The 22,564-nt window shown below is 38.3% G+C and carries 23 protein-coding genes; 14 read left to right on the top strand and 9 right to left on the bottom strand.

Annotation, left to right across the window (positions count from 1 at the left end):
* Positions 1-10: 10 nt before the first annotated feature.
* Positions 11-1,006 carry a zinc metalloprotease gene (locus tag H0S70_RS12685; protein WP_188321052.1) on the bottom strand — a complete coding sequence of 332 codons (996 nt, stop codon included), beginning with the start codon at positions 1,004-1,006 and terminating at the stop codon, positions 11-13.
* Positions 1,007-1,314: 308 nt separating this feature from the next.
* Entirely contained in the window at positions 1,315-3,906 is a 2,592-nt protein-coding gene (gene clpB, locus H0S70_RS12680; RefSeq protein ID WP_031503000.1) for an ATP-dependent chaperone ClpB, read from the bottom strand.
* A gap of 358 nt (positions 3,907-4,264) precedes the next feature.
* Between clpB and H0S70_RS12675 the strand changes: the two genes are divergently transcribed.
* The 11 genes from H0S70_RS12675 to H0S70_RS12625 all read left to right on the top strand — a co-directional run bounded on the left by H0S70_RS12675 (position 4,265) and on the right by H0S70_RS12625 (position 13,704).
* A complete protein-coding gene (locus tag H0S70_RS12675) occupies positions 4,265-5,353 on the top strand; it encodes an FAD-binding oxidoreductase (RefSeq protein WP_188321051.1) in 1,089 nt (362 codons plus the stop codon).
* 34 nt (positions 5,354-5,387) lie between these two features.
* Positions 5,388-5,645, top strand: coding sequence for a hypothetical protein (locus tag H0S70_RS12670; RefSeq protein ID WP_188321050.1), 258 nt, complete (start codon positions 5,388-5,390; stop codon positions 5,643-5,645).
* Between the two features lie 42 nt (positions 5,646-5,687).
* Positions 5,688-6,635 (top strand): 1,2-phenylacetyl-CoA epoxidase subunit PaaA, encoded by a 948-nt coding sequence (paaA, locus tag H0S70_RS12665; protein ID WP_188321049.1) that lies wholly within the window; start codon positions 5,688-5,690, stop codon positions 6,633-6,635.
* A gap of 40 nt (positions 6,636-6,675) precedes the next feature.
* Positions 6,676-7,590 carry a formimidoylglutamase gene (gene hutG / locus H0S70_RS12660; protein ID WP_188321048.1) on the top strand — a complete coding sequence of 305 codons (915 nt, stop codon included), beginning with the start codon at positions 6,676-6,678 and terminating at the stop codon, positions 7,588-7,590.
* 249 nt (positions 7,591-7,839) lie between these two features.
* Positions 7,840-8,079, top strand: coding sequence for an acyl carrier protein (locus H0S70_RS12655; protein ID WP_123248930.1), 240 nt, complete (start codon positions 7,840-7,842; stop codon positions 8,077-8,079).
* 28 nt (positions 8,080-8,107) lie between these two features.
* On the top strand, positions 8,108-9,352 hold the full coding sequence (fabF, locus tag H0S70_RS12650) for a beta-ketoacyl-ACP synthase II (protein ID WP_123248931.1): 1,245 nt from the start codon (positions 8,108-8,110) through the stop codon (positions 9,350-9,352).
* 12 nt (positions 9,353-9,364) lie between these two features.
* Positions 9,365-10,126, top strand: a complete 762-nt coding sequence (rnc, locus tag H0S70_RS12645; RefSeq protein WP_123248932.1) for a ribonuclease III — start codon at positions 9,365-9,367, stop codon at positions 10,124-10,126.
* On the top strand, positions 10,101-10,574 hold the full coding sequence (locus H0S70_RS12640) for an IPExxxVDY family protein (RefSeq protein WP_188321047.1): 474 nt from the start codon (positions 10,101-10,103) through the stop codon (positions 10,572-10,574). The genes rnc and H0S70_RS12640 overlap by 26 nt, the downstream gene beginning before the upstream one ends.
* Positions 10,567-12,012, top strand: a complete 1,446-nt coding sequence (gene pyk, locus H0S70_RS12635; RefSeq protein WP_123248933.1) for a pyruvate kinase — start codon at positions 10,567-10,569, stop codon at positions 12,010-12,012. The genes H0S70_RS12640 and pyk overlap by 8 nt, the downstream gene beginning before the upstream one ends.
* Positions 12,013-12,205: 193 nt before the next feature.
* The gene (locus H0S70_RS12630; RefSeq protein WP_317173157.1) at positions 12,206-12,613 is read left to right on the top strand and encodes a hypothetical protein; all 408 of its coding nucleotides are present in this window, start codon (positions 12,206-12,208) and stop codon (positions 12,611-12,613) included.
* A 380-nt stretch (positions 12,614-12,993) separates the two neighbouring features.
* Positions 12,994-13,704, top strand: coding sequence for a PmeII family type II restriction endonuclease (locus tag H0S70_RS12625; RefSeq protein WP_188321046.1), 711 nt, complete (start codon positions 12,994-12,996; stop codon positions 13,702-13,704).
* Between the two features lie 17 nt (positions 13,705-13,721).
* Here the strand turns inward: H0S70_RS12625 and dcm are convergent, their stop codons facing one another.
* From dcm to H0S70_RS12595, 6 genes are all read right to left on the bottom strand, one after another.
* Positions 13,722-14,957, bottom strand: coding sequence for a DNA (cytosine-5-)-methyltransferase (dcm, locus tag H0S70_RS12620; protein WP_221177712.1), 1,236 nt, complete (start codon positions 14,955-14,957; stop codon positions 13,722-13,724).
* 357 nt (positions 14,958-15,314) lie between these two features.
* On the bottom strand, positions 15,315-16,937 hold the full coding sequence (gene groL / locus H0S70_RS12615; protein ID WP_188321045.1) for a chaperonin GroEL: 1,623 nt from the start codon (positions 16,935-16,937) through the stop codon (positions 15,315-15,317).
* Between the two features lie 63 nt (positions 16,938-17,000).
* Complete coding sequence (locus H0S70_RS12610) at positions 17,001-17,351, bottom strand: four helix bundle protein (protein WP_123904172.1); 351 nt, start codon at positions 17,349-17,351, stop codon at positions 17,001-17,003.
* A gap of 25 nt (positions 17,352-17,376) precedes the next feature.
* Positions 17,377-17,655, bottom strand: coding sequence for a co-chaperone GroES (locus tag H0S70_RS12605; protein ID WP_188321044.1), 279 nt, complete (start codon positions 17,653-17,655; stop codon positions 17,377-17,379).
* A 159-nt stretch (positions 17,656-17,814) separates the two neighbouring features.
* Positions 17,815-20,187: a M1 family metallopeptidase gene (locus tag H0S70_RS12600; RefSeq protein WP_188321043.1), complete on the bottom strand. Its 2,373-nt coding sequence runs from the start codon at positions 20,185-20,187 to the stop codon at positions 17,815-17,817.
* An 82-nt stretch (positions 20,188-20,269) separates the two neighbouring features.
* The gene (locus tag H0S70_RS12595; protein WP_188321042.1) at positions 20,270-20,848 is read right to left on the bottom strand and encodes a HupE/UreJ family protein; all 579 of its coding nucleotides are present in this window, start codon (positions 20,846-20,848) and stop codon (positions 20,270-20,272) included.
* Between the two features lie 66 nt (positions 20,849-20,914).
* Here H0S70_RS12595 and H0S70_RS12590 point away from each other — a divergent pair, with 66 nt between their 5' ends.
* The 3 genes from H0S70_RS12590 to H0S70_RS12580 are packed head-to-tail and all read left to right on the top strand — an operon-like array spanning position 20,915 to position 21,947.
* Positions 20,915-21,157 carry a hypothetical protein gene (locus tag H0S70_RS12590; protein ID WP_123248941.1) on the top strand — a complete coding sequence of 81 codons (243 nt, stop codon included), beginning with the start codon at positions 20,915-20,917 and terminating at the stop codon, positions 21,155-21,157.
* Complete coding sequence (locus tag H0S70_RS12585) at positions 21,133-21,435, top strand: hypothetical protein (RefSeq protein WP_188321041.1); 303 nt, start codon at positions 21,133-21,135, stop codon at positions 21,433-21,435. Before H0S70_RS12590 ends, H0S70_RS12585 begins: the two co-directional genes overlap by 25 nt.
* Positions 21,432-21,947 carry a DUF6702 family protein gene (locus H0S70_RS12580; protein WP_228453747.1) on the top strand — a complete coding sequence of 172 codons (516 nt, stop codon included), beginning with the start codon at positions 21,432-21,434 and terminating at the stop codon, positions 21,945-21,947. The genes H0S70_RS12585 and H0S70_RS12580 overlap by 4 nt, the downstream gene beginning before the upstream one ends.
* On the opposite strand, the gene H0S70_RS12575 is transcribed toward H0S70_RS12580, so the two are convergent.
* Positions 21,944-22,522, bottom strand: coding sequence for an acyl carrier protein phosphodiesterase (locus H0S70_RS12575; protein WP_188321040.1), 579 nt, complete (start codon positions 22,520-22,522; stop codon positions 21,944-21,946). The genes H0S70_RS12580 and H0S70_RS12575 overlap by 4 nt on opposite strands.
* Positions 22,523-22,564 lie beyond the last annotated feature (42 nt).

Here is a 22,564-nt window from a genome sequence, read left to right as displayed (position 1 = left end):
AACATAATTTCTAGTAAACTCTAAGTCCAGCTCTTGGTCCGGAAGTACTGGTAACTGCCATCATTCTCGCTTTCTGACCAGATGAGAACATATACATTGCAGAATCATATACATAATCCATGTAGTTCATGAACATTACAGATCTTTTTACTCCACCACAAGTGTTGTATAGTGGATAAGTTGGTGAACCGCCGTTAGAACCAGTTTGAGTAGGAGTGTCAGCTACGAAATCGTTTCCACAAGTTGCATCTCCCCAAATGTGACGAAGATTTAAATAGTGTCCTACTTCGTGAGTTGCAGTTCTTCCTAAGTTGTATGGAGCAGTAGCACCAGTTACACCAGTGTATTTAGAAGCTAAAACAACTCCATCATTCCATTGACCAGCAGATTCTGGGAAAGTAGCGTAACCTAAAACACCACCCATATCTCCAACGATCCAAATATTGAAATAACTTGCTGGTGAAGTAGCATCAATTCCGCCAGTAGAAGATTTTTTCATAGCGTCATTGGTACTCCAAGAAGTTTTAGTAGTAGCTTTTCTTACCGTTTTAATTAGGTGAAATCTCACTTTAGTATCTCCTGCTTTGAGTGAAGAAAATTCTGTAGGAATTTTTGAAGCATCCGTGTTCGTTCCAGCGAAGTCTGCATTTAAAACTGCAATTTGCTCAGCGATTCTTGTAGCTGAAACATTTTCTGCGGTAGTTCTGTATAATACATTTACTACTACTGGGATGTCTACGGAGCCATCTGCCAAAACTTTTCCAAGCGCTAAATCATTAGCAAATTGCTTAGTTAAATTTTCGTTTTCCGTAAACTTGGCCATTAATTCAGGGTTTTTCGCTAAAGCTTCTTCCCTAATTTCTTCAGAAGGACAAACCCTTTGAGCACTTGCCCCACTGGAGTTTGCTGTTAAATCATTTCCTTCTTGATTAAGCAGGTTTTCATCACCCGCATTACACGCAACTAGCATTGACAAAGCAAATGCTCCCATTAACAATTTCTTCATAGTTTAAATATTAATTTTGAAGAAGCGAATTTATAGAGTTGGAAATTACTACGCAATAGGTATTTCACAAATATTTCAAATATATTATTGAAAAATATTTAATTAAATGAATTTCAATGTATTAATTTTTTAATAAATTGATTATTTATGTTGATTATAATCAAAATTTGATCAAAAACACCATTAAACAAACCTCAAAACATTTGAAAATTGAATAAAAATCATTTATAAAATTTCAAATTACCATGTAAATTCAATAAAAAAAGCGACCGAAATTCGATCGCTTTACTGTTATCAATATTTAAAAATTATTCAGTTGGTCTGAAAACCAATCCTGTCTCCTCGAAATAATCAAGGGTAATTCGATCGCCATCTTTGACGTTTCCGGCAAGAATTTCTTTGGACAATTTATTCAAAACTTCTTGCTGCAAAACTCTTTTCAGCGGTCTAGCTCCGAAACTCGGATCATAACCTTTTTTGGTTAGATAATCGATCGCATCTTCGGTAGCGGTCATAAAAATTCCTCTTTTTTCGAGCATTTTATTGAAAGCACGAAGTTGGAAATGCACAATTTTTCCGATTTCCTTTTTGGTCAAAGGCTGGAAAAGCACAATTTCATCAATCCTGTTCAGGAATTCCGGTCTTAAAGTTTGTTTCAACAGCGTGAAAACTTCATCTTTGGTCTTCTCGACAACTTCCTTTACATTATCATCGGTAATATTTTCAAAATTTTCCTGAATCAAATGCGATCCCAAATTGGAAGTCATAATGATAATTGAATTCTTGAAATTCACCACTCTACCTTTGTTATCCGTCAATCTTCCATCATCCAAAACCTGCAGCAAAGTATTGAAAACATCCGGATGCGCTTTCTCGATCTCATCCAAAAGAACCACAGAATAAGGTCTTCTGCGAACCGCTTCCGTCAATTGACCACCTTCGTCGTAGCCCACATATCCTGGAGGCGCGCCCACCAAACGAGAGACGGAATGCCTTTCCTGATATTCACTCATATCGATTCTGGTCATGTTATTTTCATCATCAAAAAGAAACTCCGCCAAAGCTTTTGCTAGCTCGGTTTTTCCGACTCCGGTAGTTCCTAAAAAAAGGAAGGAACCGATTGGTTTTTTCTCATCATTAAGCCCGGCTCTGTTTCTACGAATCGCGTCGGCAACGGCGGAAATCGCTTCTTCCTGACCAACAACTCTTTTATGAAGTTCATCTTCTAAATGAAGAAGTTTTTCTCTTTCGGATTGCAGAAGTTTCGTTACCGGAATTCCGGTCCATTTTGAAATGACTTCCGCGATATCTTCAGCAGTAACCTCTTCTTTAATCAACTCATTTTCACTATTCTGCATTTCAAGCTCCAGCTTTTGAAGTTCTTCTTCTTTTTCCCGAAGTTTTCCGTACTGAATTTCAGCAACTTTTGCATAATCACCCACTCTGGAAGCTCTTTCAGCTTCTAATTTTAAAGCTTCAATTTCTTTTTTAATACGGGTAAGATCTTCAGATTTCTGTTTCTCTTTCAACCATTTTGCATTGATTTCGTTTCGTTGCTCCTGGATTCTGGCAATATCTTCTTTTAGATGGTTGATTTTCACTTCGTTTCCTTCTCTTGAAATCGCAGCGAGCTCAATTTCCAACTGCATCAATTTTCGGTCGAGAACATCAAGTTCTTCAGGCTTGGAATTGATTTCCATTCGCAGTTTCGCGGAAGCCTCGTCGATCAAATCAATCGCTTTATCCGGAAGATAACGATCGGTAATATAACGCTGAGATTGTTCTACAGCAGCAATGATCGCCTCATCTTTGATTCGAACTTTATGATGCGCTTCATATTTATCTTTGATTCCACGCAAAATCGAAATTGCAGATTCCGTGTCCGGCTCTTCTACCATTACTTTTTGGAAACGTCTTTCGAGCGCTTTATCTTTTTCAAAATATTTTTGATATTCATTTAAAGTCGTCGCTCCAATTGCTCTCAACTCCCCTCTTGCCAACGCAGGTTTAAGGATATTTGCAGCATCCATAGCGCCTTCACCACCACCGGCTCCCACCAAAGTGTGAATTTCATCAATAAACAAAATAATTTGCCCATCAGATTTAATCACTTCATTCACTACAGATTTTAATCTTTCTTCAAACTCACCTTTGTATTTAGCTCCTGCGATCAAAGCTCCCATATCTAATGAATATAAAGTTTTATCCATCAAATTTTCCGGAACGTCGCCCGAAATAATTCGATGTGCAATTCCTTCAGCAATTGCAGTTTTACCAACTCCTGGTTCACCAATCAGGATCGGATTATTCTTGGTTCTTCGCGACAAAATTTGCAAAACTCGTCGAATTTCTTCATCACGGCCAATTACCGGATCTAGTTTTCCTTCCGCGGCGAGTTCATTGAAGTTTTTCGCATATTTGTTCAAACTTTGATATGTTTCTTCTGAACTTGCGGAAGTTGCTTTTGAACCTTTTCGAATTTCGCTAATCGCCATTTCCAGACCTTTTTTGGTAACACCCATGTCTTTCAGCATTTTCGAAACATCCGAATTCACATCAAAGAGCGAAAGCCAAAGATGCTCAATCGTCACAAATTCGTCGCCCATTTTCTTGGCAATGTTCGGCGCTTCTAGCAGAACGCGGTTTGCGGATTGGGAGAGATAGATATCCCCGCCTTGCACTTTAGGCAGTTTTTCAATATTTTCGCGGTTTCGCTCTCTCACTAAATTAAGTTCAGCTTCTGATTTTTTCAATAAAAATTCAGAAATATTTTCATCTACCTGAAATATTCCTTCAAGCAAATGTTGAGGTTCGATACTCTGATTGCCAAATTCCATAGCGATTTGTTGCGCTTTTTGGATGGCTTCTTGAGATTTTACGGTGTATTGGTTTAAATTCATATTAATAATTTTTAATTTTTTTAGTTTATAAAATATCAAGAACCCATTGAAATTGATGAATTCTTAATATTGTTATCATTCATTTTGTTAATCGCTACATTGATCGCAAAAACTATTCTAAAAGAAAATTTCCTCATCTTCAAAGACAAATTTACCGAAAAAAAATATTTGAAAACAAATATGTTAGGACAAAAGTTCCGAAAGATTTTCGAAATGATTTTGTTATTGGACAAATAGTTCGATATTTTTTTCTAAAAAAAAACTCACTGAAAACTCGCGATTTTGAAAACCTCTTTTTTACCATTAAAAAATAAGTATATTTGTTAAAATCAGATTTTTTTAAGTTTTAGACTAAAATATGCATCATTTTCATCCATTAAAAACCATCAAAGTAGCGAAGGAAACGAACGATTCAGTGAATATCGCTTTCGAAATCCCTCAAAATTTACGACACAAATTTTCGTTCAAACAAGGACAATATTTGAACGTGAGATTTGTTTTTGGGGAAGAAGATTTGCGCCGCTCCTATTCGATTGTAAACGCTCCGACGGAAGGAAACACTTCCTTGGAAATTCTTGTAAAACATTTAGAAAACGGTAAAGTTTCGACTTTTTTAAACGAAAATTTAAAATCTGGCGACATAGTGGAAGTTTCCGCACCGATGGGACATTTTTACACTCATTACCATCCTTCCAACGAAAAAACTTACGTAGGAATTGCGGCAGGAAGCGGGATTTCGCCGGTGCTATCAAACTTAAAAGAAGCGCTTTACCAAGAACCAAAAAGCAAAGCGTACTTGTTTTTCAGCAATAAGAGCCTCAACGATATTATTTTCAAAAAAGAAATTGATGAACTGGTGCATAAATTCGAAGGCAGATTGCAGGTTATTTATCTACTTTCTCGCGAAAAACACTTTGAAGACGAATTGTTTGAAGGGAGAATTTCTGCCAAAAAACTAAATCTTTTATTAGAAAAATTCACGGATATTCCGACTCAGGAAGCTACTTATTTTATTTGTGGACCTGCAGAGATGATCAAGGAAGTTGCGGAATTTTTAAAAAATGATAAAAAAGTTCCTTCACTGCAAATCATGTACGAATATTACGCCGCACCAGATGAAGATGAAAATGCAGAAATGAGTGATGAATTCAAGGCCATTCCAAATATCGAAAGCATGGTAACTTTGATTATTGATGATGATGAATATTCTTTCCACCTTAATTCAAAGAAAAAAAGCATTTTAGACCAAGCTCTCAATGATAAATTGCCGGTTCCTTTCGCTTGCAAAGGTGGAGTTTGCTGTACCTGCAAAGCCCAGGTGATGGAAGGCGAAGTTTTCATGGAGAAAAATTTCGCGTTGACCGAAGATGAAGTAGCGAGAGGTTTTGTACTAACTTGCCAATGTCACCCAACAACAAATGTGGTGATGCTGAGTTACGACGTTTAACTCCATCCGAAACGGATTAAAAAAAAAATCAATTATGGCACAATGGAAATTCGCTAAAGCGATTAACGAAAATGAAGCTTTTAAGATTGACGGAACCAACATCTGGAATCATTATTGGCATTGCGTAAATAAAAAGGTAGAAGTAAAAGGGCCTTACGAGGGAAATGTGTATTTCTTCAAAGAATACCAAATTATAAACAACGACAAAACCATCAATTTTGTTGCTGGTGAATTCATCAATTCCAAAGTCGGAATTTACCTTAAAGATGATTTAAGCGATACCAAACTCTGATTTTTTGAATTTAATTAAAAAACAACGCATCCGCGGTGAAATATGGAACATTTAGAAAAATTTTTAGCGTACGTACAGGCAGAAAATAAAGTAGAACCTAAAGACGTAATGCCCGATGATTACCGAAAACTTTTAGTTCGGCAAATTTCTCAACACGCACATTCCGAGATTGTTGGAATGCTCCCTGAAGCCAACTGGATCACCAGAGCGCCATCACTTCGAAGAAAAATGGCACTTTTGGCAAAAATTCAAGATGAAGCCGGACACGGACTTTATTTATATGCCGCAACGGAGACTTTAAACAACGGAGAAATTGCCGCCGATCGCGATTCCACTTACAATGATATGCTTTCGGGAAAGGCAAAATATTCCAGCATTTTCAATTACCCCGCGCTTTCTTGGGCAGATATTGGCGCAATTGGCTGGCTGGTTGATGGCGCTGCGATTATGAATCAAGTAATGCTGATGGGAAATTCTTACGGCCCATATTCCCGAGCAATGGTAAGAATTTGCAAAGAAGAATCTTTCCACCAAAGACAAGGTTATGAAATTTTAATGACGCTTTGTCGCGGAACGAAAGAGCAGAAAGATTTGGCACAAGAAGCGCTAAATCGTTTTTGGTGGCCTGCACTAATGATGTTCGGACCGAATGACGACGCTTCGCCGAATTCACAAAAATCAATGAATTACCGTGTTAAACGCGAAAGCAACGATTCTTTAAGACAAAGATTCATTGATGTAACCGTTCCGCAAGCGGAATTCTTGGGATTAAAAATTCCCGATGAGCAATTAAAATGGAATGAAGAAACCGGACATTACGATTTCGGGGAATTGCCTTGGGACGAATTCATGGAAGTTCTGAAAGGAAACGGACCTTGCAACAAAAAGCGTTTGGAAACAAAAAGAAAAGCACAACGCAAACATTCTTGGGTAAAAGAAGCTGCGATGGCGTACGCTTCTAAAATGAAAACTGAATCAATAAAAAATTAATTCTCGAATTAACCCATTTCCAAATTCCTAAATTAAAAATATGATTTGGCAAGGACGCTTCGATGGTGACGATCCATTATATCACAGGATTTTCCAAAGAGTTTCTCTGGAAACCGATTACACTTCGATTTCACCGAAGGATTTCGTTCTTCATGGATTTGCCGTTGACGAAGGCGTAAAAAGAAATAAAGGGAGAGTCGGATCTAAAGAAGGATGCGATATTATTAGGAAAAATACCGCAAATTTTCCGGTGGTAAATCCTGCATTTGTTTTAAAAGATTTTGGGAATATTACCTGCGAAGATCGAAATTTAGAAAAATCCCAAAAAGAACTCGCAAATAAAGTAGCTGAAGTTTTAAATAGAAAAGGGAAATCCCTTGTTTTCGGTGGTGGACATGAAGTAACATTCGCCCATTTTTCTGGAATCAAGCAAGCCTTTCCCGATAAAAGAGTAGGAATTATCAACATTGACGCCCATTTCGACAACCGAGAAGTTGACCCGAACATTGGTGCAAGTTCCGGAACCGGATTTTGGCAAATCGCACAGCAGGGAGAAATCCATTCACTTCATATAGGAATTCAGAAAAACTCCAACACTTTAAAACTATTTGACATTGCCCATCAATTTGGAATGAAATATATCCTGGCAGACGAACTTTTCTTCGAAAACTTGCCCAACATCTATCAAAAAATTGATGAATTTTTAGCTGGAGTTGATGTTTTATACCTTACTATTTGCATGGATGTTTTTAATGCAGCAATTGCACCAGGAGTTTCCGCAACTGCGTACAACGGAATTATGGCAGATTCCGCTTTCATGCATTATTTCAAACACATTCTGAAAAGTGAAAAACTCATTGCGATGGATATCGCAGAAGTTAATCCATCATTAGACATCGCCGAAAGAACCGCAAGATTAGCCGCGAGTTTAGCCAACGAATGGTTGATGAGTTGAAATTTACTTTGATGATATTCACGATTATACAAGACATTTCTTTCTTATTTCTATGATATCAAAATGATCTACTCATCGATTTACAAAGACTTTAATTTAAATAAAATGAGCTAAATTAGCTTAGAAAATTCATCTAAATCAAACGAGACCAAACGACAATTATTTATTAATTATGGTAAAAAAAATCACAGATCATAAAGAATTTTATATATTTGCACCAATTAACAATTAACTAAAAAATAAATTACTATGTCAGACATTGCATCAAGAGTAAAAGCTATTATCGCTGATAAACTCGACGTTGAGGAAACAGAAGTAACTCCAGAAGCAAGCTTCACAAACGATTTAGGAGCAGATTCTTTGGATACTGTAGAATTAATCATGGAATTTGAAAAGGAATTCAACATTCAAATCCCTGATGATCAAGCAGAAAAAATTACGTCTGTAGGTCACGCTATTACTTACATCGAAGAAGTAGTGAACAAATAATATTCTATTAACAAGAATCTGAAAATTTATGGAATTAAAAAGAGTAGTAGTTACTGGTTTCGGAGCCATTACCCCAATCGGAAATAATGCCAAAGATTACTGGGAAAACCTTGTGAAAGGCGTGAGCGGTGCTGCTCCTATTACTCTTTTTGATGCCACAAACTTCAAAACCAAATTCGCCTGCGAAGTCAAGAATTTCAATCCATTAGATCATTTCGACAAAAAAGAAGCGAAGAAAATGGACCGAAATACCCAATTGGGAATCGTGGCAGCGCGCGAAGCTGTTGAACATTCCGGAATTCTTTCGGATAATCTAGATAAAAACAGAGTCGGAGTAATTTGGGGTTCAGGAATTGGCGGTTTAGAAACCTTCGAAACCGAAGTTTTGGGTTGGGCTAATACTGAAATTCCCCGTTTCAACCCATTCTTTATTCCTAAAATGATTGCGGACATTACCGGAGGTCAAATTTCTATTGAATACGGTTTCCATGGTCCGAACTACACCACTGTTTCTGCTTGTGCTTCATCTGCCAACGCTCTTATCGATGCCAAAATGCTGATCCAATTAGGAAAAGCGGACGTTATCGTGTGTGGAGGTTCCGAAGCTGCAGTTACTGCAAGTGGCGTAGGGGGTTTCAATGCCATGATGGCACTTTCTACCAGAAATGATGATCCAAAAACAGCTTCCCGACCTTTCGATAAAGACCGAGATGGTTTTGTATTGGGTGAAGGCGCAGGATCAATCATCTTGGAAGAATACGAACACGCAAAAAAACGCGGTGCTACAATCTATGCCGAATTGAAAGGAGGCGGAATGAGTGCGGATGCGTATCACATGACGGCACCTCACCCTGAAGGGTTGGGCGCATATCTGGTAATGAAAAATTGTTTGGAAGACGCTGGTGTAACGGCCGACGAAGTAGATCATATCAACATGCATGGTACTTCTACTCCATTGGGCGACATCGCAGAATCTAATGCAATTTCCAAATTGCTGGGCGATCATGCGTATGACATTCAGATTAACTCTACCAAATCAATGACAGGTCACCTTTTAGGTGCTGCAGGAGTGATCGAAGCAATCGCTGTCATTAACTCTATCATCCACAACACAGTTCCTCCTACCATTAATCATTTTAGTGATGATGAAAAGATAGACAGCCGTCTTAATTTCACCTTCCAAAAGGCAGTGGAAAAAGAGGTAAATGTTGCAATGAGTAACACTTTTGGCTTTGGTGGGCACAATGCGTGTGTACTTTTCTCCAAAATCTAATTGAAAATTTCTATGGAGTTAAAGAAATATTTTCCAAGATTCCTAGTTCCCAGAAAAAAAATCCTTTCCGAAAAAGATTATTACCTAAGCACGGAGATCAGTAAAATTACCGGTTGCAGTGTGCAAAATATCAATCTTTATCGCGAGGCATTTTCTTTGAAAACCTCTTCAAAAAAACCAACTCAAAATTACGAAAGGCTGGAGTTTTTAGGAGACGCAGTTTTGGGTGCGATAATTTCCTGTCATTTGTTTTCTACCTATCCGCAAGCGAATGAAGGATATCTGACGCAAATGAAATCGAAAATCGTGAACCGAAAAAATCTCAACAAATTAGGAGAACATCTTGGTTTAACGAAATTTTTGCAGAACGATACTTCTTCTACATTGAGCGAAAATATCTCGGGCAATTTATTTGAAGCCCTAATTGGTGCTCTTTATCTTGATGTGGATTATGAAACCTGTAAAAAAGTAGTTTTAGAAAGGCTTTTAACCCCATCAGAAATCAACAAACTCGAAAATAAAATTGTGAGTTACAAAGGTTTACTGCTGGAATGGAGCCAAAAAAAGAAAGTGAGCATCAAATATGAAACCTGTGAGGAGTTTCAGGCCAATAAAAACCTGGTTTTCCGATGTCATGTTTGGCTAGATGATGAGAAAATATCAAACGCCACAGAAACATCCAAGAAAAAAGCAGAAGAAAAAGCTGCACAAAGAGCATTCTATATTTTAAACAAAAAACAAAGCATCATTGAAAACCCAAAAGATACTGCTTGATATTGAAGACGAAGATGAAAACATCTCGTTGGGCTTAGCAAGGCTGGCAATGGATATTCCGCCGCACGAGCTATTCTTTCACATCAATACCATGAATTCTTTTAATTTCACGCGCATCGATGATCTTGTTTACCACGGCGAATATTTCGAGTATCATTTCCCAAGATTTCAAGCTTTTCATAATGATTCCAAGGTTTGTATTCACTTTATAGGTAATAAATGTTGCCATTCTAAACAGAAGAAAATTGCCACAGAACTCTTTTCCGGCGAGTTTGAAAATAAATATTTGCTAGAACATTTTCAAGATGTTGATTATATCATCAAAACATCGGAGCCATTTAATGATTTTTCCTTAATTTTGCTCCCGGAAAATCTTATGTTCCAAATACAAGATTTTACCCTGAGTTCCGAAGAGGAACTTTATCACATATTTCAATATTATGAATAAATATTTAAAAAAGACAAAAATCATTGCCACCTTAGGCCCTGCTTCATCCGATAAAGAAACGATGCTTCAACTGATCCAGGCAGGTGTAGATGTTTTCAGAATAAATTTCTCCCACGCAGATTACGATTTAGTAAGGAAAAATGTAAACACCATCCGCGAACTGAACCAAGAATATGGCTACTCAGTGGGTATTTTGGGAGATTTACAAGGTCCTAAACTACGTGTTGGGGTTGTAAAAGAAGGCTCGTACCTTAACCCTGGCGACATCCTTACCTTTACCAACGAAAAGATAGAGGGAGATTCTAAAAGGGTTTACATGACCTATCAGAAATTCCCACAGGATGTGAAAGTGGGTGAAAGAATCCTGATCGACGACGGGAAACTGGTTTTAGAAGTTATTGAAACCAACGAAATCGATACCGTACGAGCAAAAACAATACAGGGTGGGCCGCTGAGCTCTAAAAAAGGGGTCAACCTGCCGAACACCAATGTTTCGCTTCCCGCACTTACTGAAAAAGATGTGGAAGACGCAAACTTCATGCTTGATCTGGAGCTCGATTGGATTGCCTTATCTTTCGTAAGACATGCGCAGGATATCATCGATTTGAAAGAATTGATGAAAAATCACCCAACCAACAAGCACAAAACCCCGATTATCGCGAAAATCGAGAAGCCGGAAGGCGTAAGAAATATCGAACAGATTCTGCAGGAATGCGACGGACTGATGGTTGCCCGTGGAGATTTGGGTGTGGAAGTTCCTATGGAAGAAGTTCCCGCCATCCAGAAAAATCTGGTAGAAATCGCCAGAAAATACTCTAAACCGGTAATTATTGCAACCCAGATGATGGAAACCATGATCACCAGTTTAACCCCAACCAGAGCAGAGGTAAACGACGTTGCAAACTCCGTGCTCGATGGGGCTGATGCGGTGATGCTTTCCGGAGAAACTTCCGTAGGAAAATATCCGGTGGATGTGGTAGCCAACATGTCGAAAATTATTAAAAATATCGAGCAAACGCATTTCTACCAAACCAAAAACGCGCCTATCGAACATGAATTTAACTGTGTTGATGACCGTTTCATTACCAATCGGGTATGTTTGGCAGCAGTGAGAATTGCAAAATCAACCAACGTAGAAGCGATCATCACGCTTACCTATTCTGGTTATACCGCGTTTCAAATTTCGGCACACCGCCCGAATTCCAACATCATCGTATTCTCTTCCAACAGAAGAGTGCTTACGATGTTGAATTTGCTTTGGGGCGTACGTGCATTTTATTACGACATGCAGAAATCTACCGACGAAACCATTATTCAGGTGAATATGCTGGCGCATACCAACGGTTTTGTAGAACAGGGCGATTTCGTGATCAACCTGAACGCAACACCACCTTACGAAGGGGGCAAAACCAATACCCTGAGACTGACGACAATTTAGAAATCGTTACGATATTTATAGCAATCCGTTCAATTCGTTGAACGGATTTTTTTGTTTAAAGAAATTTATTATATTTATCGTAATCAAAAAACACAAAGTTATGCCTATTACCAATATGAACAATGCGCACCTGACAGAAGCTCAGGTAACTGCCGCACAAGATGCCCTAACCCAACTATAAAATGCACTCGCAGTGCTTACGGTAACCCTTACCGCTGAAGAACGCAGCACCTATGGCAGTGTGAATGAGCAGAACAAACTGCTGGTGAACAAAGTATGGGACTACCGCCGCAACTCGCCCAACCTTTCGGTACCCGATCTGGATTGGGACGAATTTGAAAAAGATTACAACAGCCGACAGGTGATGGAAAATCTTCAGCACCGCCTGGATGCACTTTCGGAAAGAATTAAAAACGCAAAAATTCTGCACGATTACGACAATTACCAAAGTGCGCTGGATGATTATGCCTACACCACCTACAAAGCCGGTTCGCAGGCACCCGGTTACGAGACCAAGATGAATGAAATGAAACAGTTTTTCAACCGCTCGGGTAAAGGTAAAGAAAAGCCCGCTCCAGAAACCGATAGCCCAACCGCTTAGAACAATCCCCGGCAGCAGCTGGGGATTGTTGTACCTGAAAATATCGATTAATGCCCATGTATGCGGTCTCACCGTGCAATGATGCGGTCCTAAGGTGCAAATTTGGGGTTCGAAGCCTTATTGTTGGGGTTCGAAGACTCATTTTTGGGGTTCAGAGCCTCATTTTTGGGGTTCGAGACCTCAAATTTTGGGTTCGAGACCTCATCTTTGGGGTGCGAGACCTCATTTTTGGGGTGCAGAGCCTCATTTTTTGGGTTGAAGACCGAAAATTTGGAGGCTTGGCGTCCATTTGGGCGGTTCGGAGCAAATAATTATCTTTACTGACAAAGCCGAGCTTCGCAACATTAATATAACAACAATTTTAAAATCAATCTAAAATAATGACAGAAGAAAAAAGACTGGAAATTTTAAACAACGCAAAAGATTTTTTTAGAAACGAAATTGTGACTAGCCACATTGAAGGAGCATGTAAAAGAGCAAGTAAATTATCCGAATATAACGTTAACCCATTTCTATTTAAGTATTTGGCTAATTTTCTGACAGGAAATGATAATTCTGAAAGTATAGCTAGAGCTTTGGTATTACCACGAATCTTAGGTTCATCTATAAATACATCATTTGGTATGAAGGTTCAAAAATTAATTGGTCACTTATTCCAAGGCTTAGGCTCAACAACATCTGGAATTGATATTGAATTTATAGATGCAACAGATGGAAGAAAAAAATATTGCCAATTGAAAGCTGGACCAAATACAATTAATCACGATGATGTAACAACTGTTATTAATCATTTTAACAGCGTAAGAAATTTGGCTAGAACTAACAATTTGAATGTTGGAATTAACGACATGATTGTCGGAGTTATCTATGGGGAAGAATATGAACTGAGTTCACATTACAGAAGAATTTCTCAATCATATCCAGTTATTATCGGGAAAGAATTCTGGCATAAGCTAACAGGCAAAGAAGACTTCTATTTTGATCTGATTGACGCAATGGGAGATGTAGCCTTAGAAGTTGACGGAAGTCACATAGTTGAAGAAACTATTTGTAAACTTGCCATGGAAATCCAAGAAAAATATTTTGAGTAAAGTAGAACTTGTTACTTCTATTTTACTTTATAGTGTTCATTCAAAAATTTGACAATAGAATAACCTACTTCCATTCCTAAATTTACTGGAACTGCATTCCCAATTTGCTTGTACTGTTGAGCTATCGAACCTGCAAATTCCCAATCATCCGGAAAGGTCTGAATTCGGGCATATTCTCGAACGGTAAATGGTCTAGTTTCTTCTGGATGACAACGTTCGGTTTGTTTCTGCGCAGGACTACAAGTTAAAGTCAAACAAGGTTCATCCCACCCAATTCGTCGGGCAATCCCTGTTTTTCCTCCACCTAAATAAAAGCTACCTCCCATAAATGATTTCTGTACCTCCAATGGTAAATCTCTCCAATATCCTTTTGGTGGAACTAATTCTAGCACCTCTCTTTTACTTTTCGGGTATTTAGCTCCTTCAGATTTTGGAACATCTGTATCAAATAATTCTCCCTTTTTCAAGGCGTCTTTAAGGTTGTACACCTTATGATATGGTTTCGGATATTCATATTTAATTTCAATATCCTTTCTGATACCAACTAAGATCAAACGCTCTCTTTTTTGTGGAACTTTATAATTGATTGCTTTCAAAACTTCTACTGGAACTACTTTGTAACCTATTTCGTCCAAAATAGAAATCATTCCTTTTAGCGTTTTTCCGCCATCATGACTCAACAATCCACGAACATTTTCACCAATACAAATTGGTGGATTTACTTCTTTTACAACACGAGCAAATTCATAGAACAATGTTCCACGTGCATCTGCAAGACCTAGTTTCTTACCAGCATAGCTAAAAGCCTGACAAGGGAATCCTCCTGTTACAACATCAACTTTATTACGAAAATCAGAAAAATCAAAATCTTTTATATCACCCTCTAACACCTTCCAATTCGGACGATTTTGTCTTAACGTTGCACACGCAAACTTATCTATTTCATTAAGTGCGACACAGTTAAGACCCGCCTTCTCCATACCAATTGCTAACCCTCCTGCGCCAGCAAAAAGCTCCAAAACTTTGTATTCATTTTCAGGTTTAATATAATTAGAGAAAGTTTCTATTGTGTTTTCAGTAATAAAATCTGAAAATAAATTTAAAACCTCTGACTTCTTATAAACACGATAATTGCTTATGGGCTCACGCACTGCGGAGAGTTTACCTTCCCTATCCCAACGCCTTAAGGTTTCTTTACTCTTACCTATTAGTTCTGAAGCTTCTGCCAATGTTATATAATCATTCATAACCAAGTTTATTAACCTTATACAATGGTTACAAATTTAGACATTTATTTTTTACTATCAAACATCCTATTTGATAAATCAAAAATAAAATCTTGTATTTAAAAATACCCTATGCTAAAATTATTCTTTCAAAGATATTTTCAGAATCCCAAACCCCTTAGCCCTGATCGCAGCGGCTACCCCACAGTGAAGCCGCGGACGGCGAGGTACGAGCCGGGAGCGGCAGAGCGAGAAGTAATAGCGGAGAGCAGGTTCCCGGCTACAAAAAAATATCCGCCCAGAAAATTCTGAACGGATTTGTATATCTCGAAACTTTCGAAACCTTATAGGTTTCAGAAACCTATAAGGTTTTGGCAGCCAGTCTTACATCATGCCCGGCATACCGCCGCCCATTGGCATGGCTGGTTCGTCTTTCTTCACCTCGGTGATAACACACTCGGTAGTTAGAAGCATCCCTGCAACTGAAGCTGCGTTTTCTAAAGCTACACGCACCACTTTGGTTGGGTCGATGATTCCTGCTTCGTACATGTTTACATACTCGTCGTTCTTCGCGTTGAAACCGAAATCTCCGCTTCCTTCCGCTACTTTAGCTACGATTACGGAACCTTCTCCACCTGCGTTGGCTACGATTTGTCTCAATGGCTCTTCGATGGCTCTCTTCACGATTTTGATACCGGTAGTTTCGTCCAGGTTGCTTCCTTCTACATTAATTGCAGAAATTGCTCTTACCAAAGCAACACCACCTCCAGGTACAATACCTTCTTCTACGGCAGCTCTGGTTGCATGAAGTGCATCATCTACACGGTCTTTTTTCTCTTTCATTTCTACTTCGGAAGCAGCACCAACGTAAAGAACTGCCACACCTCCTGCTAATTTTGCAAGACGTTCCTGAAGTTTTTCTCTGTCATAATCGGAAGTCGTGGTTTCCATTTGCGCTTTGATTTGGTTTACGCGACCTTTAATCTGCGCTTCATCACCACCACCATTTACAATGGTAGTATTGTCTTTGTCAATAGAAACCTTTTCAGCAGTTCCAAGCATTTCCAAAGTAGCGTTTTCCATAGTGAAACCTCTTTCCTCAGAAATTACTTGTCCACCTGTTAAGATTGCGATGTCTTCTAACATTGCTTTTCTTCTGTCGCCGAATCCCGGTGCTTTTACCGCAGCGATTTTCAAAGAACCTCTCAATTTATTTACCACCAAAGTTGCCAAAGCTTCACCTTCCACTTCTTCAGAAATAATTAAAAGCGATTTTCCTGCCTGAGCAACCGGCTCCAAAACCGGCAGCAATTCTTTCATGGAAGAGATTTTTTTCTCTACCAAAAGGATATAAGGATTCTCTAATTCAGCAACCATTTTCTCAGGGTTGGTTACGAAGTATGGAGACTGGTAACCTCTGTCGAACTGCATTCCTTCAACCACGTCTACGGTTGTATCGGTTCCTTTTGCTTCTTCAACAGTAATTACGCCTTCTTTACCAACTTTTCCGTAAGCTTCTGCGATTAACGAACCGATAGTATCGTCGTTATTTGCAGAAATTGCCGCAACTTGTTTGATTTTCTCTGAAGAATCACCAACAACTTGAGACTGAGATTTTAGGTTTTCAACAACAGCGGTTACCGCTTTATCGATTCCTCTCTTCAGATCCATTGGGTTAGCACCTGCCGCTACATTTTTCAGCCCTTCACGAACGATTGCCTGAGCTAAAACTGTCGCAGTGGTTGTTCCGTCTCCGGCAATATCGTTGGTTTTAGAAGCAACTTCTTTCACCATCTGAGCACCCATGTTTTCAACTTTGTCTTCCAGCTCAATTTCTTTTGCCACGGAAACCCCGTCTTTGGTTACGTGTGGTGCACCGAAAGATTTTTCGATCACTACGTTACGTCCTTTTGGACCCAATGTTACTTTTACTGCGTTTGCAAGAGCATCAACACCTCTTTTTAGTGCGTCTCTTGATTCGATATCGAATTTTATTTCTTTTGCCATTTTTTTAATGCTTTAAGCGGGACGCAGGAGGCAGGAAGCCTAATGCAAAACCGCTGGTTTTTATTATAATAATTTTTTTCTGAGTTGAATTAATTTTTGTCGGAGAAGATTCATTTGAATTGCAATTGGTTCAAATTCTGATTCTGAGATGAAATTAAATTCTGTTGATAAGAATAAAAGATATTCTGTTTCATTTAACGAACCTATACTTATATCAATAAACCTTCCGAATTCTTTGTCGGTTAAACGTCCGCAACCTTCTGCAATATTGGTAGGAATTGAAACTGATGCTCTTCGAATCTGAGAAGTTAATCCGTAGATTTCTTCTTTCGGAAATTTTGAAGTAAGAAGATAAATTTCTTTAGTTAATTTATGACCAATTTCCCAAACCTCATATTTTCTGTAGTTTCGCATCCTGCTTCTTGCCTATTGCTTACTGCTACCCAACAATTCCCAAAAGATCTCCTTCCTTCACAATCAGGTAGTCTTTTCCTTCGAATTTCAGTTCTGTTCCTGAGTATTTTCCGTAAAGCACTTTATCGCCAACGTTTACTGTCATTGGCTCGTCTTTTTTTCCAGGTCCAACTGCAACTACAGTTCCTTCTTGTGGTTTTTCTTTTGCTGTGTCCGGAATGATGATTCCTGACGCGGTTTTCGTTTCTGCAGCCGTTGGTTCTATCAATACTCGGTCTGCTAAAGGTTTAAAATTTACTGACATATTTTTTTAATTTTAAATTATTATTATACACCCGACTTTTCTCCAAAATAATGCCAAGAGAAACTAACGGCAAAACTGTCATTTTTAAAGAAGAAGGATGTGCAATTTTGGCAGAAAAAAAGCCATTCAGCGATTTGAATGACTTTCTTTTTGGTTTTTTTAATTTTTCTTTCCGGCGGCCTGCATCGGATTTACTTTTCCTTGTGCAGCTCCTCGCACGGTTTCTCCGTTTTTCTGTTTGAAGACTTCAAATTTTGAAGCCGGTTCTGGAATTTCTCCCCAGAAATTATTAGAAGTATCGATGTCCGCGGTTTCTCGCATCGGATCCAGTTGAATGGATTTCAGTTTTTTATCGAAATAATAAGTTTTCGAAACTTTCTGCTCATTTTTTCTCCAGATTTGCGCGGAAGATTTATCATTCAATTTGCTGCCATCTTCAAAAGTAAACTCAAGAATGATCGGCATTACCAATCCACCTTTATTGCTGAAATCGATTTGATACGCATAAATATCCTTTAATTTTGCTTTCTCATTATTCGGAATTTTCTCCAAATTATCAACTTTCAAAGTATATTTTTTGTTCTGATCAACTTTCTCCAATCCTCGGTTGTATCTCCAGTAGAAATCTTGGGTTTCTTTGTCTTTATCGGTGTAGAAACTGATATTTTTATCATTTCTGTTTCGGATTTTCGAAATATCTTCAAAATCATTTTGAAGCGGCTCATCTACGGTATAAGTAATCTCGCGGGATTTAGGTTCGACCTCCAAATTCGGAGACGCCACTGTTAATTTATCAATAGAAATATCCACAGGATCAATTCCGTAGAACCAACCTCTCCAGAACCAATCAAGGTTTTCGGCACTTGCATCATTCATCGTTCTGAAAAAATCTGCAGGTTCAGGATGTTTGAATGCCCATCTTTTAGAATACGTTTTAAAAGCCTCATCAAAAAGTTCTCTTCCCATAATAGTTTCGCGCAGAATATTCAATCCAGTTGCCGGTTTTGCATAAGCGTTCGGACCAAAATGAATGATATTCTCGGAATTCGTCATGATGGGTTCCAACTGCTCTTTCGGAAGCTTCATATAATCAACAATCGTGTGAGCGGGACCTCTTCTTGAGGGGAATTTATTATCCCATTTTTCTTCGGTTAAATATTCCACAAAAGTATTCAACCCTTCATCCATCCAGCTCCATTGTCTTTCATCGGAATTGATGATCATTGGGAAGAAATTATGTCCAACTTCGTGAATAATCACTCCAATCATTCCGTTTTTGATTCCTTCGGAATAGGTTCCGTCTTTTTCAGTTCTACCGTAGTTGAAGCAGATCATCGGATATTCCATCCCGTTGGCAGCTTCGACAGATTGGGCTACAGGATAAGGATAAGGGATGGTGTATTCCGAATAGGTTTTTATGGTATGTGCGACTGCTTTTGTAGAGAATTTTCTGTAAAGGTTGTATGCTTCTTTTGGATAAAGACTCATCGCCATGACCTGGTTGTTGTTTTCAGGAATTACTACTTTCATCGCATCCCAAACGAATTTTCTTGAAGAAGTCCAGGCGAAATCACGCACATTTTCTGCTTCGAAAACCCAGGTTTTTCTTTGCTTGGACTTGTTCCTTTCGGCTTTTTTTGCTTCTTCTAAAGTTACAATTTCCAGCGGCTCATTTGCAGTCTGCGCCTGCTTCCAACGCTGAAGCTGAGCAGGTGTCAGAACCTGTTCGAAATTTTTACCAACACCCGTTGATGCCACGATATGATCCGCAGGAACGTTCATCGTCACTTTATAATCTCCGAAAGCTAAAGCAAATTCGCCTCTTCCGGTGAATTGGTTGTTTTGCCAGCCTTTGAAATCACTGTACACACACATTCTCGGGAACCATTGCGTAATCGTATAAAGATCGTTTCCATCTTCGGGGAAGTTTTCGTAACCGCCTCTTCCGCCCATAGTCATCCGGTTGGGAATATTATAATTCCAGTCGATTTTAAAGACAAATTTTTCACCTTTTTTCAAAACTTTAGGCAAGTCAATACGCATCATGGTTTTATTCACCACATATTTTAAAGGTTTTCCGGAAGCATCAGTTACTTTTTCGAGATTAACGCCGTACCCGTTGTTTTTTTCCGGCAGGTCGGTTACTTTCAAACGGTCGGTCGTGGTCTGTTTTGGAATAAACGATGAATCATGATAGCCCGCATTTTTTTCAGTAGACTGCTGATTTTCATCGAGCTGAAGCCACAGATAATCCAGATCGTCTGGAGAATTGTTGTAATAGGTAACGGTTTCGGACCCTCTTAGATTTCTTTTATCCTCATCCAAATAGGCGGTAATATCATAATCTGCGCGGTTTTGCCAGTAACCTTGCCCAGGCGCGCCGGAAGCAGTTCTATAGACATTGGGCGTCGGCAGGATTGTGCCAAGCCGCTCAAACTTATTGCCGTGGTTGCTCTTCGGATTGTTTTGGATATCCTGAGCGTAAATTCCAAAAGGAATAAATAATGTCAAAATGATGGACTTAAACTTCATGGAATGTTGTTGTTTTAATTAAGAGTATTCAAAACTATGAAATCGTTACAAAAAAAGAATGATAAATGAGAAATTTAACATATTAAAAAGGAATTCTTTCCAAAGCCATTTTCAAAGCTAATGCAAAAACGGCCGAGGAAACAAACATTACCCATTCTTTTTTGTTGATTCTAAACAAAGTAAGCATCACGAAATGAAGGATCATAATCACGATAACTACAGCAATTTGCCCAACTTCCAACCCGATATTGAAACCTAAAAGTGGAACTATAATACTTTGCTCTTTCGACATCATCATTCTGGCGGTATTTGCAAATCCCATCCCATGAATCAATCCGAAAAACAAAGCGAAAAAATAATTCACCTGCATTAAATTCTGTGGCTTATTCCGCATCAAAATATTATCTAAAGCTGTAATCACGATGGTTAAAGGAATCAGAAACTCGATCCATTTCGCTGGTGCGCGCAAAATATCGAATGCACTTAGAACCAAAGTAATCGAATGCCCAATGGTAAATGCGGTAACCACCCAAAGGATTTTTTTCCAATCCTTGAATACATAAATCGCCATTAAAACCAACACAAAAAGCTGATGATCAAGCGCATCCAAGGAAATAATATGTTCCCAACCCAATTTTAAATAAAGAATAAAATCCTGCATCTGTCGTATAATTTTTAGAGGCACGATAATACAAAATTTATTTTAACTTTGTTTAAAATTACAAAGATGAATCTCACCATAGAAATAGAAAACAAGGAAGACTACGATTTCATCAAACAACTTCTGGAGCGGTTAAAGGGCGTAAAAGTTCTTCCACAACCCTATGAAATGATCGAAGGAGTTCCTGCTCATATCTTCGAAGCCATCGACAAATACGGAGAAAATCTGAAAGATGAAGATCTGATTTCTCATGATGATTTTATGAAGATTATTGATGATGCAAGATGCAGATTAAATACTCCGAAATAGCCAACTCTTCCTTTCTGGAAATTTTAGAATTTCTTGAAAAGAATTGGACTCCGAAAGAAATCAATATTTTTTTGGATGATGTAGAAATTGTCTTGAAATCCCTTGTAGAAGGAAAAATAAAGCAATACCAAAAATCTCAATCCAAAACCCAAAGCGCATTAATCGGTAAAAAACACATCAGAATGTTTTTCCGAAAAGAAGATGAAAATTCAATCAAAATCCTATTGTTTTTCGACCTTCGCCAAAATCCTAAAAAAATACTCGACCTTTTAAAATGAAAAAATTCCTCCTAATCCTTTTCGCTTTTTTCTTTACAACAGCTTTTTCCAAGTCATTGCCAATCGAAGATTTACATCCATATCATGTTGGTTCTGTTGAATTTAACTATAATTCCAAAACAAAAACATTCGAAATAAGTGGCAAGTTTTTCTTGGATGATTTAGAAAACGCATTGAAAGAAAAATACGGAAAAGCAGTTCATTTTAATGATGAAAAATATAAAAGCCAGATTAACGCTTACCTGATTCAATATTGCGAAGAATACCTAAAGCTAAAATCCGATAATAAATTCCTGAAAATCAACTATATTGGCTACGAAGAAGACAGCGAATCCGTGAACATCTATTTGGAATCTGAAAAAGCAAATCCTCCGAAAAAAGTAGAAACTGCGGTAAGTTTGCTGTACAATTTCTTCGATGATCAAATGAACATCATCCACATCATCGTCAACGGAAACCGAAAAAGCCAGAGACTAAATTATCCTGATCGGTATTTATATCAGATTTTTTAATGGTTGAAAGTCTCATTAATTCGCTGAACTTCCTCCAAAAGATCGGGGAAAAACGCATCAAAATGAACTTGTAACTGAGCTTTATGTTTTAGAAAAGCATCAAAAACAGCGGTATCTTTATCTAAATATTTCGCTTTGTTGAGTACATTTTGAATGGAAAATTTAATCCCCCAATCTTCCCGATAATTGTACAACCAATTGTCTTTTTCCATGTGATTGAGCATTCGAAGGAAGTTTTCCGGCAAAAACATTTCATGATTTCTCAAAACCCGATACACCCTTTGAGAATGGTCTTTCAATGTTTTATCGGGTAAAGAATTGGCCAAGAAATAATCAAAAGACACATCCACAAAAGCACCCGCATAAAGCCTTACCAAAGGACTGAACACCTTTTTAGCTTCATGAATTTCCTGATGTGCGTCGGTAAAAGTATCAATCGCGCGATGCAAAGTAATTCCTTGTCCGATTTTCTTAGGGAAAGAAAAACGGTCTTTGTTTCGGATAAAATCTTCCAAAAACTGCCCGACAATCTGTTCATCGGAAAAAGTGAGATAAGAATGGGCGAGGAAATTCATAATTTGGAGGATGAGGGATGAAGTAAGAAGGATGGAGGATCA

This window comes from Chryseobacterium manosquense (assembly GCF_014623485.1).
Lineage (GTDB): Bacteria > Bacteroidota > Bacteroidia > Flavobacteriales > Weeksellaceae > Kaistella > Kaistella haifensis.
This window is presented reverse-complemented; position numbering and strand designations above follow the sequence as displayed.